This window comes from Thalassospiraceae bacterium LMO-JJ14 (assembly GCA_021555105.2).
GTDB lineage: Bacteria > Pseudomonadota > Alphaproteobacteria > Rhodospirillales > Casp-alpha2 > UBA4479.
Map to the genome: position 1 here is coordinate 2,014,766 of CP134604.1, position 16,621 is coordinate 2,031,386.

Annotated in this window: 12 protein-coding genes; 6 read left to right on the forward strand and 6 right to left on the reverse strand. The window is 55.2% G+C overall.

Features of this window, described 5'->3' with window-relative positions; translation table 11 throughout:
- Positions 1-201 precede the first annotated feature (201 nt).
- From L2D14_09600 to L2D14_09610, 3 genes are all read left to right on the forward strand, one after another.
- Positions 202-846 (forward strand): transglutaminase-like cysteine peptidase, encoded by a 645-nt coding sequence (locus L2D14_09600; protein ID WNJ98135.1) that lies wholly within the window; start codon positions 202-204, stop codon positions 844-846.
- A 215-nt stretch (positions 847-1,061) separates the two neighbouring features.
- On the forward strand, positions 1,062-2,648 hold the full coding sequence (locus L2D14_09605; protein WNJ98136.1) for a peptide chain release factor 3: 1,587 nt from the start codon (positions 1,062-1,064) through the stop codon (positions 2,646-2,648).
- Positions 2,649-2,666: 18 nt separating this feature from the next.
- The gene (locus tag L2D14_09610) at positions 2,667-3,290 is read left to right on the forward strand and encodes a gamma-glutamylcyclotransferase (GenBank protein ID WNJ98137.1); all 624 of its coding nucleotides are present in this window, start codon (positions 2,667-2,669) and stop codon (positions 3,288-3,290) included.
- Positions 3,291-3,326: 36 nt separating this feature from the next.
- On the opposite strand, the gene L2D14_09615 is transcribed toward L2D14_09610, so the two are convergent.
- The gene (locus tag L2D14_09615) at positions 3,327-4,229 is read right to left on the reverse strand and encodes a hypothetical protein (GenBank protein WNJ98138.1); all 903 of its coding nucleotides are present in this window, start codon (positions 4,227-4,229) and stop codon (positions 3,327-3,329) included.
- Positions 4,230-4,274: 45 nt separating this feature from the next.
- Positions 4,275-5,153 (reverse strand): DMT family transporter, encoded by an 879-nt coding sequence (locus L2D14_09620; protein ID WNJ98139.1) that lies wholly within the window; start codon positions 5,151-5,153, stop codon positions 4,275-4,277.
- Positions 5,154-5,234: 81 nt separating this feature from the next.
- On the opposite strand from L2D14_09620, the gene L2D14_09625 reads away from it, so the two are divergent.
- Complete coding sequence (locus L2D14_09625; protein WNJ98140.1) at positions 5,235-6,641, forward strand: MATE family efflux transporter; 1,407 nt, start codon at positions 5,235-5,237, stop codon at positions 6,639-6,641.
- A gap of 2 nt (positions 6,642-6,643) precedes the next feature.
- Here the strand turns inward: L2D14_09625 and L2D14_09630 are convergent, their stop codons facing one another.
- The 4 genes from L2D14_09630 to L2D14_09645 all read right to left on the reverse strand — a co-directional run bounded on the left by L2D14_09630 (position 6,644) and on the right by L2D14_09645 (position 12,830).
- Positions 6,644-6,991, reverse strand: coding sequence for a TraR/DksA C4-type zinc finger protein (locus L2D14_09630; protein ID WNJ98141.1), 348 nt, complete (start codon positions 6,989-6,991; stop codon positions 6,644-6,646).
- Between the two features lie 2 nt (positions 6,992-6,993).
- On the reverse strand, positions 6,994-8,292 hold the full coding sequence (locus L2D14_09635; GenBank protein WNJ98142.1) for an HlyD family type I secretion periplasmic adaptor subunit: 1,299 nt from the start codon (positions 8,290-8,292) through the stop codon (positions 6,994-6,996).
- Positions 8,289-9,968, reverse strand: a complete 1,680-nt coding sequence (locus tag L2D14_09640) for an ATP-binding cassette domain-containing protein (GenBank protein ID WNJ98143.1) — start codon at positions 9,966-9,968, stop codon at positions 8,289-8,291. Before L2D14_09640 ends, L2D14_09635 begins: the two co-directional genes overlap by 4 nt.
- A 120-nt stretch (positions 9,969-10,088) precedes the next feature.
- A complete protein-coding gene (locus tag L2D14_09645) occupies positions 10,089-12,830 on the reverse strand; it encodes a TolC family protein (protein ID WNJ98144.1) in 2,742 nt (913 codons plus the stop codon).
- A gap of 369 nt (positions 12,831-13,199) precedes the next feature.
- On the opposite strand from L2D14_09645, the gene L2D14_09650 reads away from it, so the two are divergent.
- Complete coding sequence (locus tag L2D14_09650) at positions 13,200-16,130, forward strand: ABC transporter substrate-binding protein (protein WNJ98145.1); 2,931 nt, start codon at positions 13,200-13,202, stop codon at positions 16,128-16,130.
- Positions 16,131-16,160: 30 nt separating this feature from the next.
- The gene (locus tag L2D14_09655; GenBank protein WNJ98146.1) at positions 16,161-16,604 is read left to right on the forward strand and encodes a hypothetical protein; all 444 of its coding nucleotides are present in this window, start codon (positions 16,161-16,163) and stop codon (positions 16,602-16,604) included.
- Positions 16,605-16,621: the final 17 nt, after the last annotated feature.

Below are 16,621 nucleotides of genomic sequence, written 5' to 3' on the forward strand. Positions count from 1 at the left end.
GACAAGCGGAATCCCTTCATTTGCAGGCAAGCAGGTTGTGTTTCTGCGCACTTTCATGGATTTGCGATTGGGTATATATTCGTAGCTATGAGAACAAAATTCTCTTTTGTAATCAATAGTCTGCACCATGCTGCATATTGTGTGGCAGGTAATCGCTGCAAGGCCCTATGGCGTTATGTTTTGGTGGCTTCCATCATCACTATGACCGCCGTTGCAAGCGTGTCTGCCGCTTCAGCGGGCGAATCGCCACAACCGAGCTTTTTTAACACTGTTGAGGTTCGTTCGAAAAACCTGTCGCCGTTCAAGAAATGGCTGTCCGCTCTGGCTCGTTATTCCAAGGAGGCGAAGGCTCCGGCCAGGGTCCCCTGTCCGCCGGGCGATGAACTGCATATCTGCAGTTACGACGACTGGACGAACTTCCTGAAAACACTGAAAGGCAAGGCGCCGCTGGTGCAGTTGAACGAAGTCAACAACCGTATCAATCAGGCGAAATACATCACTGACTCGGCAAATTGGGGAAAGAGCGATTACTGGGCGACCCCGGCGGAGTTTATGGCCCGTTTCGGCGATTGCGAGGATTATGCAATCCTAAAGTATCTGTCGCTCAGAAGGCTGGGCTGGAAGGAAAACGACCTGCGCGTCGTCGCCGTCAAGGACCTCAACCTGAAGGTCGGCCACGCTGTTCTGATCGTGTTCTTCAAGCACCCTAAAACCGGGCAGATTCTGCAGCTTTTACTGGATAACCAGATCAAGACCATCGCCAACGCGGCAAGCATCCGCCATTACCAGCCGGTTTTTTCCATCAACAAGTACTTCTGGTGGCGGCACACGCCGGTCACGGGATGATAGGAACGTTCAGGGGTGTCGTGTATCAAGTCGCACATGTTTTATGATTAGAGCCCCTTCATTCCATGTCCAGAGTACGCTACGTGGCAGCGGTCGGGTGGCTAGATGCGGCCAGTCCGGGACCGCTAAATTGCCGCAGAACCGGCTTTTGCACGGAATCCGCTGGAATTTCCGGGGTTAATCACTACATTCCGGGATGTTAACCCGGAGACAATATGACTGACTTAGCGCGCGAAATCGCGTCCAGACGCACCTTCGCCATTATTTCACACCCCGACGCCGGTAAGACGACGCTGACGGAAAAGCTGTTGCTGTTCGGTGGCGCGATCCAGTTGGCGGGTGCAGTCAAGGCGCGTGGCGAGCAACGCCGTGCCCGGTCCGACTGGATGAAGGTTGAACGCGAACGAGGGATCTCCGTCGCTTCGTCGGTGATGACCTATGACTATGCGGATTGCACCTTCAATCTTCTGGACACGCCGGGCCACGAGGATTTTTCCGAAGATACCTATCGCACCCTGACTGCGGTCGATAGTGCCGTCATGGTGATCGATGCGGCGCGCGGGATCGAGACGCAAACGCGCAAGCTTTTCGAAGTTTGCCGCCTCCGGAACGTGCCTATCACGACGTTCATCAACAAGATGGACCGCGAAGCGCGCGACCCGTTCGAGCTTCTGGACGAGATCGAGCAGACTCTGGCCCTGGACGTTACGCCGGCAAGCTGGCCGATCGGCATGGGCCGGGATTTCCTCGGCTGCTATGACCTTTTAAACGACAAGCTGGTGCTGGTCTCGCGCTCCAAGGGCGAGCGCCCGGACGAAGGCGAGCCGTGCAACGGTCTTGATGATCCGAAACTGGATGAGCTGCTGCCCGATTACGCCGTCGCCAAATTGCGTGAAGAGGTCGAGATGGTGCGCGGTTTGTGTCCGGAACTCGATGAGAAAGCCTATGCCGCCGGTCACATGACGCCGGTCTATTTCGGCAGTGCCATCAATAATTTCGGCGTGCGCGAACTGTTGAACGGTCTGGTAGAGCGTGCACCGAAACCGCGTGCGCAAGAAGCTCGCGAGCGCGTGGTCGAGCCTGACGAGCCGAAGTTCACCGGCTTCGTCTTCAAGATACAGGCGAACATGGACCCCAAACACCGTGACAGAATCGCCTTCGTACGGGTCTGTTCCGGGCGCTTCAAACGCGGCATGAAATTGAAGCATTCGCGTTCGGGGAAAATTCTCAACGTGCATAACGCCGTGCTGTTTCTGGCACAGGACCGCGAGCTGGCCGAAGACGCGGTTGCAGGGGATATCATCGGTATTCCTAACCACGGCAACCTGCGCATCGGCGACGTGCTGAGCGAAGGTGAGGATTTGCATTTCACCGGAATCCCGAGCTTTGCGCCGGAACTTTTGCAGAAGGTCCGCCCGGACGATCCAATGAAAGCCAAGCATCTGGGTCGGGCCTTGCAACAATTGGCGGAAGAGGGGGCTGCCCGTGTCATTAAGCCGTCCGTCGGTGCCGACTGGATTGTCGGCGTGGTCGGAACCCTGCAGTTCGAAGTTATGGCCGACCGCATCCGCACCGAATACGATATTCCCGTCCGTTTCGAACCTACGGAGCTGATGACCGCACGATGGGTCGGCGGCGAGCAACAGATGTTGAAGAAGTTTCTGGACGGCAACAGGGCTGCTGTCGGTGTCGATCATGACGGAGAGCCGGTGTTTCTGGCGCGGAATGCCTGGCACCTCAACAAGGCGACGGATGATTGGCCTGACCTGCAATTCATGAAAACCCGAGAACAGATCGTTTAACAATCGTATGATCCGCAGATGAAACCGAATATAGAGTATACCCGCCTGTCAGAGGAAGAATCGCACAAGCTGTTGCTCGAAACCCGCGCGGCGCGCCCAAAAGACGAAGCAATGTGGGTGTTCGCTTTCGGATCGCTTATGTGGAACCCCTGCTTCGATCATGATGTTCAGGCCCCGGCGATGCTGCGCGGTTATGACCGCAAATTTCATATCTGGACGACACGGGCGCGCGGTACGCCGGATAACCCGGGGCTCGGTTTGTGCCTGGAGGATTGCTCGGGCATGTGCCGGGGGGTTGCCTACCGCCTCGTCGAAGATGATGTCGAAACCGCTTGGGAGCGCCTGTGGGAACGCGAGATGGGCAGCGGTATTTATCGACCGTCATGGGTTTCCGTGGAAACCGAGGATCATGGCCGTGTTGCCGCGCTGACGTTTATCGTCAATCGCGACCATCCACATTACGCGGGGCCGATGCCGAGCGAACGCATGGCAGCGATTATGGCGGGGGCGCAGGGAACCTATGGGCTGTGCCGCGATTACCTGGCCGGCACGATAGAAGAGATGCGCAAGCTGAACGTCATCGATCCTGAGTTGGATGCGTTATTGGCACAGGTGGATTCACTGGAAAGCGGTTCGGACTAAATTCAGGATAATACTGCGCTGCTTATTAGCCAGCGATTACCTGCACTGGGCGTCGGCGTCGATCTGGAATTCGCGCTTGTACCATGACGGCTCAATCGCAAGGCCGACTACACCGGTCAAATTCTGCTTTTTCGAAACACGGAAGGTTTTGGCTTCACCGGCATTAAGCTGCATTCGCCGGGCGCTGATCAACTGCCTGTTCGGCCCATCCATGCGGAACATGGAAAAGACCCCGGTACTCGGCCAGTCGCTTCCGGTGTTGGTAACAAGGAAAACGCTCACTCCGTCCTGGCAAAGGGACGTGATCTTCACGGAAATCGGCTTGATGTTCAGGCTGGCAACTTCATTTTCAAGGGTCACGATGGATGTATTTTTACCCAACGCATACTCCTTGGCTTTGGCTGTTTCCGTCGCGGCGGGGGATTGTTTCGCCACCGCCGTTTTTGCGGTGGCCTGAACCACAGCCGTTGTTTGCGGGGCAATGCTGCCGGCAGCGGTTGCGAAATTGCTCAAAGCTGCCATCGTCTGTTCTTCGGCAAGGCATTCCGCAGCGGCAAGCCACTGCTTGGATACATAGACATATTTGGCGATGTCCACCGGACTAGCCGACTTGGATTTTCCGCTGACCTTCAGAACAGCACCTTTACCGGCGCGTTGCAGGTTCTGCAGTTGCTGCAGATTATTGTTCAGGGCTACCAGATACGGGGCCCAATCGCCGCCATGCGCTTTGTTCACGTAGTTCTGCACCTGCGCATGCGTAAAGTTCCCGAGGTATTCGCTTTTCGGGAACGGATCGCACGCCGCGTGCGCCTGTGACGCCGCGACCAGGAACATGAAAACTGCAATAACGGAACGGCAAAGCGCCATTTGATACACCTCAACTTGAACAACGAGGCGAAATCTACATCTGGTTCCTGACGGTAGCCTGACGAAGTCCATTGTTTTTGTATCAAAATGTAACAACCAGATTTCGTAAACGATTGATTAATCTTTAATTTTTCGTTCACGATGGATGATGTAAAGGCCTGATCCTATAATGATGCCAGCCCCTATATACGTCCATATATCCGGTAGGGTCCCGAACAGGGTAAAGCCGATGATTGTCGACCAAATCAGGTTTGAATAGCTGTAAGGCGCTACCTGAGATGCCTCGGCATGGGTAAAGGCCTTGATCATGCAGAAATGGCCCAACGTGCCGAAAAGCCCGGCCAGTGCCATGACACCCCAGTCGAGGGGGGCAAACATGACAAAATGAAACGGTACGATCGCGCTCATGATCATGGCACCGAGCAGAGCGCTGTATAAAAGCGTTGTCAGGACGGAATCCTGCCCGCTTAACGCGCGTGTGCTCAGTTGATAGCAGGTATAGCAAGCTGCGGCTCCCAGCACCCAGAACGCGCCCTCAGCGAGCGCACCTTGTCCCGGACGGATTATGATCATGGCGCCGATGAAACCGACCAGCACCGACATCCAGCGGCGAATTCCGACTTTTTCCTTGAGCACGAACGGGGCCGCCGCTGTCAGCATCAAGGGGGCGGTAAACATGATGGCGCCTGCTTCGGCAACCTGGATGGTGCCGAGGCCGGTAAAGAAACAGAGTGTCGCGCCAAGCAGAAACAGGGAGCGGATCAGTTGAAAGGGCAGGCTTTGCGTTTTCAGAAGCTTGGGGATCTTCGGCGCCAGTACCACGCAAAGAATGACCACTTGAAAGAAATACCGGCCCCATACCGTCTGCAACGTCGGGTAACTTGCGACAAGGTATTTAGCGCACGTATCCATGCTCACAAACATCAGCATGGTCAGCAACATCCAAAAGATGCCTGCACGTGTATCGTTTTGGGGAATATTGCCCGCGTCAGCCATGCGGAGAACTCTACGCTTCCATAGAGATAAGTCAGTAAAAAGGTAATGCGTTTTCAGGACATTTGCTGTCTAACGTCCTGCATGGATACTGAACAGCCGCAAATCCGCACGCGTATCGAGATCGAAGGCCTTTCGGGCCGTTTGCGCCGTCATGGTACGGAACTCGTCCGACTTGCGGCGCCGATTGTCGTCTCACGTTCCGGTTTCCTGTTCCTTGTCATGGCGGATACGGTCATGACCGGGCATTTCAATGCCGAGGATCTGGCGTATCTGGCCATCGGACTGGGTCTGATCATGCCGATGATGATCACGTCGCTGGGTATGATCATGGGAACGCTTGTGCTTACGGCGAATTCGTTCGGTGCCGGACGCCTCAAGGATTGCGGCCCCGTTTGGCGGCGCTCGCTCAGTTATGCGCTGATATTGGGCGGCTTTTGCGTTGCCATCGGTTTTTTCGGTCGTGAACTCCTTAACCTGACCGGGCAGACTCCTGACGTTGCCCTGCATGGCGGCGAGATCATGTGGATTATTTCACTGGGCCTGCCCGGGCATCTGCTGTTTCTCAGTTCCGTTTATTTTCTGGAAGGGATCGGTCGCCCCAGCCTTGGCATGGTTATCATGGTCGTGGCGAATATCCTGAACCTTGGTCTGAACTGGCTCCTGATCGACGGGCCATGGCTCAACGATCCCATGGGGGCCGCAGGGGCTGCATGGGCAACAACGATGGTCCGTTGGTTTATGGCCGTCAGCCTGGCCCTCATTGTGTGGAATTTGCGCGGGCATCAGGCTTTCGGTATTCGCGATCCGTTGAGCGGCGGATTTCGGGCATGGCAGGAACTCCGGCGGATCGGCTATGCCATCGGGCTGAGTGTCGGCGTTGAAAGCCTGGCATTTGCCTGTCTCAACACTTTCGCTGGATGGCTTGGCAAGATGTCACTGGCGGCGTACGGGCTGACACTGAATTTGATGGCACTGGCATTCATGCTGGCCATCGGCATTGGATCGGCGACCGCCGTCAGGGTCGGGATTGCCTTTGGACGCGGTGACATTCCCGATGCGGCTTTGGCCGGCTGGACGGGACTTGGCGCCAATGTCGTGATCATGATGATGGCCGGTGCCGTGGTGTTCGGTTTTGATAGTACATTGGCGGCTTTCTATACCGACGATCCTGATTTGCTGGTCGAGGCCATCGTAACCGTCGGGTTTATCGCGTGGATTTTTATTCCGGACGGTGGACAGGCCGTGATGGCGAATGCACTGCGCGGACGCAAGGACGTATGGATGCCCAGTGTCATTCAGACCGCGAGCTTCTTCGGTGTCATGGTGCCATATGGATATGTATCCGCTTTTGTCTGGGAAAACGGCACGGTCGGACTTTTTCACGGCATTCTGGTGGGATGCATCGTCTCGCTTGGCTGGTTGAGCCTGCGCTTTCACCGTCTTGCGATGCAAGATATCGCTGAAGCAAAGATGGCTGATGCGCAGTAGAGTCAGGCGTGACGTTGGCAGTCAATGCAGTTGGGCGCGCTGGGATCGTTTTGCAGCCGCTTGAGGGCAATATCCTCATCGCAGACGGTGCAAAAACCATACTCGCCGGTTTCGATCCGCTCCAGGGCTGCATTGATCCTTTGCCGTTCAATGTCGCGCCGGCGTTCGGTTTCAAGCTGCATCGCCTGTCCTTGTAGGGCGTCCATACGCGAAACCCGGCCGACGGATGTCTGATCCAGCTCGACAGGCTTCCTGGACTCGGCGGAGATATCCGAGAGCGCGTCCAGTTCTTCCCGCATTTTTAGCAGACGTTTTTTGAACTCATTGATCTGTTTTTTGCTCAAAGACACGGTCATCGCTCCCTGAGTGCATCCTGCATGCGCCCGACAAGTGGGTCGAGAATATATTCCATCACTGTCCGCGAGCCGGTCTGGATCGACGCGATGACCTGCATGCCCGGAAACAGGTCGTAGCGGAGCTTGCCGTCTTCGAAGAAGCTCTTATCGGTTGAGATACGCACCTTGTAGAATGGTCGGCCTTCTTCGGTGACCAGTGTATCCGGCGATACCCGTTCGACGGTGCCGCGCAAATCGCCGAATTTCGCGGCATCGCCTGAGGCCAAGGTCACCTTTGCTGTCTGTCCGGCACGCACATAGCCAATATCCTGGGGCGGAAGCTGTGCCTCGATAATCAACCGGTCATCGGCGGGTACGATATCGACGACCGTTGTTCCGGCGCGGATCACACCGCCGACGCTGACCACATGCAAGGTCTTGATGATACCGTCGACCGGCGCGCGAAGAGTGGTGCGGTTCAGGTTGTCTTCTACCTTGCGCACGCGTTGCGACAACTCGTCCATTTCGCGGGTGACTTTATCCAGTTCGGTTTGCGTTTCTTCACGGAACGAGGCCCGGATGGTTTCCATGTTCGAGCGCGCCTCGCCTAGCGCTGCGCGAAGCCGGGGCAGGGCGGCTTCGGATTCGTCGATGCGGCCGCGCAGATCGGCCCCTTCCTTGAGCAGGTTGAGGTGCAGCATGCGGTTGGTGAGTTCCTGCGCCAGCAGTTTTTCGGAAATCTCTATCTGCTCGGTGATCAGTTTCAGGCTTTTCTGGGCACTGGTGCGGCGCGCCTGCACTTCCTTGATTTCCAGTTCCCGCTGACGGATGGCATCTTCCTGCGCTCTGATTTGTCCAAGCATGCGTTTTTTTCGGGTCTCGAACAGGCCTATTGCCTGGCGGATCAATTCCGGCTCCGCCTTGACCAGAGCCGGCGGGAATGCGGGTTTGTCATCCCCTGCCAATTCAGCCTTGTAACGTGAAATATCGGCGAGCAACGAGCGCAGACGAATTTTGAGTTCCTGCACGTCGGCACCACTTTGCGTCTGTTCCAGTTCGACAAGCGGCTGCCCGGCAGTGACGAGGTCGCCTTCGCGGACCAGTATGGCGCGCACGATCCCGCCTTCCAGATGATCGACGGATTGCACGTTGGTCGAAGGTGCCACCTCGCCGGTGGCGACCGAAACGATATCCAGTTCGGCATTCGTCGCCCAAATCGAAAACGCCAGAAGGGCGGCAATGCAAAGTCCCAAGAACATGTGCGTGCCGCGTTTGACCTCGTCGTCTTCCGGGGACGTCTGGATTTCTTCACTCATGATGCGTTCTCCGCGCGTACCACACGCGGCTTGTTCTGGCGCAGGACCGGTGTCGGCTTGCTGTCGAGGTCAAGGATCAGGGTTGCTGCGCTGACGATCTTCGGATTGCGGGAAAAGGCGATAATCGTCTTGCCGCGGCGCGCCATATCGATCAGGGCGGAATAGACGAAAGCGGTCCCCTCATCGTCCAGGCTTTCCGTCGGCTCATCGAGCACCGCCAGCTTGCCGCCGATAAACATGGCGCGGGCAAAAGCAAGCCTGCGGCGCTGTCCGAGCGCCATGTTCAACCCGCCATTGGCAAGCACCCTATCCATGCCGTCAGGACTTTCGTCGACAAACGGGCCAAGCCCCACTTCGCGGACGATGCGCATTAACGTCTCTTCGCTTTGCCCCGGATTAGCGGCTTCCATATTGGCCCTGAGCGAGGCATTGATGAATGTCGGCTCCTGGGGAAGATACATAAGTTGAGACCGCCACCAGCCGGGGTCGAGTTGTTTCAGGTCGACGCCATCAGCCAGAACCTGTCCTCTTATCGGGTGCAACAGACCTGCGGCGATTTTTGCCATTGTCGACTTTCCGGCCCCGTTGGACCCTGTCACGACCATCACGCCGCCCGGCGGTAATTTGAAATTTAGACCTTCGAACAGCGGGGCATTCGCCCCCGGATAGGCGAATGACACATCACGAAATTCGATTTGGCCATTGAACTGGCTGAGCTTGGCGCCCTTTTCCTGTTCCACCGGTAGGGACGCGAACTCGCGTACCTTGGCCAGGGCATTTTCGGCTTTGGCGAAGCTTTCGCCGAGTTGGGCGAACTTGATCATCGGGCCAAGCGTGCGTGCGGAAAGGATATTGGCGCCGATCAAAAGCCCGACATCCAACTGGCCACGCACGACAAGCCAGGCACCGGTGGAATATATGAACACACTCATGAGTGCCTGTGCGCTCTGCGTCACCGATTGCACGAGTGCCTGCCTGCGGGCAATCAAGGCACGCAACAGGCGGGAGCGTTCACTAGCCTTTGCCCAGGCTTCAGTGACGAGGGAACGGCCACCGAACGCACGCACGGTATCCGTCGCCGTATTGGCGTTGCTCAACAGGCCGGCCACTTCGTTCTGTGCGCCGCTGAGGGTCGCCATCGGACCGCGAAGACTGCGTTGTGATTGCACCGCGAACAGGAAAATCACGATCAGAAAACCGATGGCGATCATAGCCAGATGCGGGCTGAGCAGAAACAGGGCAACAGCGAATAGAAGAGCAAACGGGACATCGATGACGGCGGTAATGTTGCCGGGTGTATAGGCGTTCTCGACAAGATCCAGGCCGCGCACGACTTCACGCCGTTCGCCGGCGGGGATTCTCATCAGCGCCATGCTTTCAGCAGTCGTCAGGATGCCAAAAGCGCCGGTCGACAATTCGTCGTCCTTTTTGGCGCTGAGACCGCGCGCCAGCTTCATTCGGGCCTGCCGGAAGCCGAGTTCCAAGGCGATTGCAATCAGGACTCCCGAGGCCAGTGCGGCAAGCGTTGCATCGACACCCTGGCCGACATAGCGGTTCAGGACCTGAATGACGAACAGTGGCGAGGCGAGTGCCAGAATATTGGCAAACAGGGACGCCGCGACGATTTCGGCGGTTAACCCCGGCTTAATCTTCAGGCGTCTGAAAAACTCACCCATGTGCTTGCCTGTTAATTGCTCCGAAAAGGGACACTACGTCGTGTAAGCCGTTAGCCGTTATTATTTCAGAAAAAACAGCAAATTAACATGCAGGTGAGATATTGAGGCGCAGCACGGCGGCTACCTGTCCGAGAGCGTAAGAGGATCGATGGTGACCGGTTGATACTCCATATTTTGCAGGATTTCACCACCGGTGCTGAACAAATCCCCTAAAAAAGAAATTATGTTTGGTTTGTTCTCTTGCTGATCGACTTCGGAACCAACAACTGCTTTGCGGGATACGGTTTCAGTTGCCGAGCTTGATTGGGGCGCCGTAGCTTCTTCCACAGCCTGCTTGAATGTCTGGCTGGAAACTGGCTTGGACTTCCGGGCGTCGTCAGCAAGTTTGCGCTGATGTGCGGCTTCGAGGAACTCGAGCAGGTTGAAATTCGAACCGGTTTCATTGCTTTCGGCTTTGATCGAAGACTTATCAGCCTCGATGTCTTCGACAGATGCAGCAGGGACGGATGCGACTTCGACAACAGCGGGCGCTGCCTCAGCTTCGTCAATTAGCGGCACAGTATCTTCATATTCATCCGCTTTGTGTTCCTGTTTGGCGGTCTGCTGTGATTGCTCAAAAAACGAAGCAACGTTGCCAAACAAGGTGGAAATCGGGTCTTCGTCACTGATTGTGGCGGATGTGCTGGATGTTTCAGCAGACATTTCATCCATCACGGCAGTGTCTGATGCGAGTATATCGCTGCTTTCGATGGCGGAAGCGGGAACCGGCGTTGCCTTTGGCTCCAATGGCGCGGCAACGCTTACCTCTGTCGACGGTGATGACGAAGTCGAAGCCTGGTCTGCCAGAGATGCCAGATGGGCAGCTTCAAGGAACGTGAAGACATCTTTTAAGAACGTGCTGCTATTCCCGGTATGCACCTGATCATCAGAAATCGTTGCCGGTGTTTCCCGGGGGGAAACCTCGGCAATTTCGGCATAATCTGCTGCCGGCGACGTATTATCGCCTATGGTCACATTGTCGCGTGTATCATCGGCTTGAACAGACTCTTCCGCTTCGATGCCGGCATTAACATCTGTGGCAGTAGCCTTGGCATCGACACTAGTATCGCTGTCAGCAGGCAGGGTTTGCCTGACGCCTGCGATGATCAGCGCCGAATTATCGCTGCTGGCAAATTCATCATCGTCCATGGCTTCGACAGCTGTAAATGTATCCGCATGGGCGTCAAAATCGGCAAATGAATCATAACGCGATTTTGGTTTAGGCGGATGGTTCGGCTTTGACAATGCCGCACCGGATTGTGATTGGCCAAAGGAAACGATGGTGTCCGGCAGGGCCGCAACATCGGGGGATTCGATCTTTTGGAACAAAGCATTCAGGTCTTTGACGGAGCGGCCGCCCGCAACGGTCACGTCCGGCTCAATTTCGCTGTTCTGCCGGCCCGTCGCAGGGGTCACCGGCAGAACCGGTGATGGTGCCGGTATTTCGGCGGCGGGCGCCGAAGCCGGAAGTTGCCCCCGAGGGGCTTCAATGCCCTTGGATCCGGTGATGACGTCATATTCTAGCTGCCCGGTCGCTGCCAAAAGGCCGTAGGCGGCGATCAGGACGTCGGTTTCCGCCGAAAAGGCATCGGACTTGGCATTGATCAGGTTTGTTTCACCGGACAGCACATCGATCAGCGAGCGCCGCCCGAGTTGGCGTTCGTTTCGCGCCAGTTCCAGGAAGGCGGCGGCAATATTGGCCTGATTGTTCAGGTGCGATGCCGTCTGCTTGGCCGTATCGAGCTGCTGCCAGGCATTGCGGACCTGCTCTTCGATATTGCGGCGGGTATCGGCGGCGGTGAAGGTGGTTGCGCTCAAATCACTTTTTGACGCCTTTAATGTATTAACGGCCGTAAAACCGAGATTGAAATCAAACGTCATCTCGACCTTGGCCAGAGTTTCCTGTTCGGCACCGATGGTGCCGCCGACGTTTTTCTTGAATTTGCGTTCGCTGCTGGCTTCGATTTTTGGGAAGAAATTGTCGGCACGGGCAATGCGGACATCCTCGACGGCAATATCCGCGGCGAGAATGGCATTCTTCAGGGATGGATTGGATTCAAGTGCAATATCAGTGGCTTGTAGAAGTGTCTGCGGTAAATACGATGCCGGGAATGGAACCTTTTCCAGAGTTGACAGATTGTCAGGCCTGCGTCCGTAAACAGCTTGAAAACGGTTCAGGGCATTGATCAGTCCACCTTCGCTCTGGGCGCGGCGGGCCTGGGCACCTGCAAGCTGGGTCTTTGCCTGCAATACGTCCGTTGAAAAACCAGAACCCAGAACCACAAGCGCCTCTTCGAGACCGGTTTGACGGCGGATGTTCTCTTCTGAGTCCTTGGCAAAACCAAGGGCTGCGTTTGAACGGATGACGTTCATATAGGCGGTGATGGCTTCCAGGATCAGCGACTGGCGCGTTTCAATAAGGCCATATCGGGCTTCTTCGACCTGCAGTCTGGCTTTGTCGATAGCGGCGTTTGTGGAGCCGAAATCCCACAAAAGCTGGGTTAGCGAGATATCCCATTCATGAAAGCCGGTGCTTGAGTCATCACCGTTGTCGTTTTGCTGTTTTTCATGGCCTGCATTCGCGGTCTGGCCAAGGGTCGGATACCAGTCCCCCAATGCTTCGCGGGCACGGTTTCTGGCTGCCGAAAGACGGGATTTAGACGCCCGGACACGATCATGGTTTTCAATAACGTAGGGCAGCAGAGCCTCAAGGCTCTCGGCCCGCGCGCCGGCCGGAGACAATGCGCATAGCACAACAGCCACCAAAACGATGGCGCTCACCGCGTACGCAGCCGCACTTACTGAAGGAATCCAGTCCTTCATAACTTCATCCTGCCCTGCCTCTCTGGTGCCTGTTATGAACTTTTTGTCATGGCAACGAGAGGTTATTTGCTTCTTTTTTCAGCCTGAGACAATTAAGCCATCTCTGACGATCAGTATTAAAACACACATACACAAGAGGTAAACAGCCAGCTTTTTAAACCTGACCTGATACCTGCATTCTATCAAAGCGTGAGTAGGGAATTTAATGCAAGTGCCGTTTGAGTGCTTTACCAAATTTTACATACGCATAACAATCGGCCAACAAAGCATTGCAATTAGGTGGGTCGCAGTTTTTTGGCAATTCTGTTAATCTGAACCACTATCCGAAGCAGTGATTCAGTCGGGTTTGTGTCGCGAACGGGGGAAATCGTGGAGTTTCTGAAACAGCTGAGCAAAAAACAGCTCTTCGGTCTCATTTTGGCATTGCTGGTGATTATGACGATAATCGGCTCGATTATCGCCAATTTCACCTATTTATCCGACGATGAGGACAAGACAGTCCGTATTGCCGTCGTTGCCCCTCTTAGCGGTCCATTAGCGGTAAACGGACAGTCCCTGACGCAGGGGGCTGAATTGTATGCCGAAGGCATAAACGAAGCCGGCGGCATTCGCGGCGGGCGCGTCATCATTGATGTCTATGATGACAAGAACGATCCGAACGAGGCGCGCCGTATTGCAGAGGACCTTGGAGCCAATTCTTCCACGCTTGCCGTGATTGGCCATTGGAGCGTCGACACGACCAGGGCGGCAGCGCCGGTTTACCAAAAACATAACCTGCCGATGATTGCGCCAACGCCGCTGGATCGTGACATTGTCGAGGGAAATCCGGCCATTTTCTCGAGTGTATATGACACCAATCATGAAGCGGCTTTCGTCGCCAACTATACGAGGAACGTTCTAGGCCAAAAAACCGCTTCTATTATTCATGATTTGTCACCGCGCGGCTTACACATGGCGGATACATTTGAAGAGACCTACAAGCGCTTCGGGACGCGCATACGCTATAAATGGGGATTTGACAGCAATAGCGCCGATCTGGATCAACGGATTGAGGAAATTGCCGCCGACTTGAAGCCCAAACTGGATGTCGGCACGGTATTCATCGCTGCAGAGGAAGATGTTGCCGCCAAGGTTCTACGGTCGCTTCGCGAAGCCAAAGCGAGAAACCCGGTGGTCGGTACGTCCATTTTGGCAACACGGGCCTTCCAGAACGCGCTTGGCAACGATGGTGAAACGATTGCCAGATATACGAACGGCATCGTGGCCTCGACGCCTTTGTTGTTCGATACCGCCAACGAAGAGGCACAGGACTTCAATTCCCGTTATCAGAATAAGTTTGGCGCCACATCCGACTGGGTTGCTGCCTATGCCTTCGATACCACGCATTTAATTGTCGAAGGCTTCAAAGCCGGAGCGCGGGCCGAAGAAGAGGAGATCGTTGCCGGTGGCCGCCGCATGATCCGTGAGAGGCTTGCCGCAGCCATTGATCCCGAGACGGGTATTCGCGGCATTACCGGGGTTAAGACCTTCACACCCGATGGTGAAGCGAAATCGCCGGTCTTCATGGGGCGTTATGACGGCCGTGACATGGTGTCGGCACTGACCCAGTTACAACCTATCAAGGCCGGTGTTGCCGCCAACTTCATTGAAGAGCTGAAGAAGGGCAAGGTTTTGTATGTGAACGACCGGTTCATGTACAAAACAAACGTCGTCTATACCGGGTTGCAGGTGAAGGAAGTTACCGACCTGGATATCGAAAAAGGTCAGGTGACGCTGAATTTCCTGCTTTGGTTCCGATACAGTGGCGATTTCAAACCGGAAGACCTGATCTTTTCAAATGCTGTTGAGCCGATCGTTCTCGATACACCCGCCGCCGAGCAGATTTCACGAGGCCTGAATTACAAGCTTTTCGAGGTCACGGGGAAGTTCAATTACAATTTCTCAAAGGTTAAGCGGCCATACGGCACGGTGCTGATCGGATTTGATTTCGCGCACCGCTTTCTGAACCGCAACAACCTGCAGTACGTCACCGACGTACTTGGTATCGGTTTGGCCGGGAATACGACCTTCCAGACCATTCTTGAGCGAAATCAGGTAATCAGTGAAAAGCTGGACTGGGATATCGACCGGGCCTGGGTGTCGCAGGAAATTGTGCCGGTCGGCACACGTGGCGACCCAACCTATGTCGGGCATGGGTCCGTAGATCCGCTGTTTTCGCGCATCACTATGGGCATTTTGACCAGCCCGGCGCGCATTAATGTCCGGGATTTCGTGCCGGAGGAATACTTCGTCTATCTGACAATCTTCGGCGTACTCGGAACGGTTTTTGCTGTGCTTATGGACAGGAAAAAGCACGGCCGCTTCTGGTCAGCACAATCGTGGATGCTGCGGCTTATGTCATGGCCAGTGCTTTTGCTTGCTGGCGGCAGCTTGCTGCTTGATTTTGCGGTGCAGGAACTTCAGGCAGGATACGTCGATATGATTGTGCTGGTCTACGACTGCCTTTGGTGGATCGTGCCGGCACGTATATGCGGCATTGCGCTTGAGCGGTTCCTTTGGGTGCCGCTGGAACAGCACACGCGGCGCATGGTGCCGAACGTTATACGTATGTTCGGCTCGCTGAATATCTACATATTGGCGGCATTCGGCATTATTGCCTTTGTCTTTGATCAGAAAATCACCAGCCTGCTCGCCACTTCCGGTTTGCTGGCAATGATCATCGGTCTGGCAATCCAGGCCAATATCTCGAATGTCTTCTCGGGGATCGCGATCAACATAGAACGCCCCTTCGTCGTCGGTGACTGGGTCAAGATAGGCGACCTGGAAGAAGGGGAGGTCGTCGATATTACATGGCGGACCGTTCGCGTGAAATCACGGAACGGCTTTACCATCTCGGTTCCGAACGGACAGGCCTCGGAATGGCCGGTGCACAACTATACGGCGGGTAAGGTGACGCGATTGTCGTATAACCTGAATGTCGATCCGGATGTCGATCCAAGAATTATCGAAGACGTATTGATGCGTGCCCTTCTCAAGTCCGAAAATCTGGTTAAGGAACCGAAGCCGTCTGTCCGCTATAATGGGACAGTCGATGGTTACAATGATTGGGGCGGGCAGTTCTCGATCCAATATTGGATCGCAAATTATTCCATGCGCGAACAGATCGCTTCCGATGTTTGGGATAACGTCTGGGATGAGCTTGAAAAGGCGGGGTTGTGCGGCAAGGTCAGTCAGGTGGCTGATAATTCAGGAGAAGCAGCCGCCGGCACACCAGAACCGCAGTCGCAACCGGCACAGTAAATCGTAACGGTCCGGAATCAGGAATAATCGATGTTTCTTGAGATCTTGAATAACGAACAACGTGAGGCGTTTCTGGTGCTCGCCAGCCGCATTGCCATTTCCGACGGAGAGGACTCAGCCGAGGAAATAGCAGCCATTGAAAATTTGCGCCAGGAAATGGGGATTGCTGGCGAAATAGATATGAAGAATGTGCTGGCAGACATCGATGTGTCGGCTTTCGATACGCACAAGTCCAGGGTGGTTGCCGCTTTGGAATTGTTAAGGTTGGCTTATGCGGACGAGTATATGCACGAGGCGGAAATTGCCGAGGTGCGGGAAGTCTGCGAGGCCATGGGCTTCCCTGAAGAATGGCTTTCCACCATGGGCGAATGGGCGACCCGCTTCAACGAAGTGGAAGGTGAGGAACAGGAAGGCGAAATGGCGGAATACCGCGATGCGCTGATTGAACATGCGCACCAGATGATGGATGTCTGAAGCCGCTTTTTCGAGCC

Bases quoted from the DNA above. Each gene is read 5' to 3' on its own strand.
- L2D14_09605 (WNJ98136.1), top strand. From the start codon at position 1,062: ATGACTGACTTAGCGCGCGAAATCGCGTCCAGACGCACCTTCGCCATT.
- L2D14_09640 (WNJ98143.1), bottom strand. From the start codon at position 9,968: ATGGGTGAGTTTTTCAGACGCCTGAAGATTAAGCCGGGGTTAACCGCC.
- L2D14_09645 (WNJ98144.1), bottom strand. From the start codon at position 12,830: ATGAAGGACTGGATTCCTTCAGTAAGTGCGGCTGCGTACGCGGTGAGC.
- L2D14_09620 (WNJ98139.1), bottom strand. From the start codon at position 5,153: ATGGCTGACGCGGGCAATATTCCCCAAAACGATACACGTGCAGGCATC.
- L2D14_09655 (WNJ98146.1), top strand. From the start codon at position 16,161: ATGTTTCTTGAGATCTTGAATAACGAACAACGTGAGGCGTTTCTGGTG.
- L2D14_09635 (WNJ98142.1), bottom strand. From the start codon at position 8,292: ATGAGTGAAGAAATCCAGACGTCCCCGGAAGACGACGAGGTCAAACGC.
- L2D14_09625 (WNJ98140.1), top strand. From the start codon at position 5,235: ATGGATACTGAACAGCCGCAAATCCGCACGCGTATCGAGATCGAAGGC.
- L2D14_09600 (WNJ98135.1), top strand. From the start codon at position 202: ATGACCGCCGTTGCAAGCGTGTCTGCCGCTTCAGCGGGCGAATCGCCA.
- L2D14_09610 (WNJ98137.1), top strand. From the start codon at position 2,667: ATGAAACCGAATATAGAGTATACCCGCCTGTCAGAGGAAGAATCGCAC.
- L2D14_09615 (WNJ98138.1), bottom strand. From the start codon at position 4,229: ATGGACTTCGTCAGGCTACCGTCAGGAACCAGATGTAGATTTCGCCTC.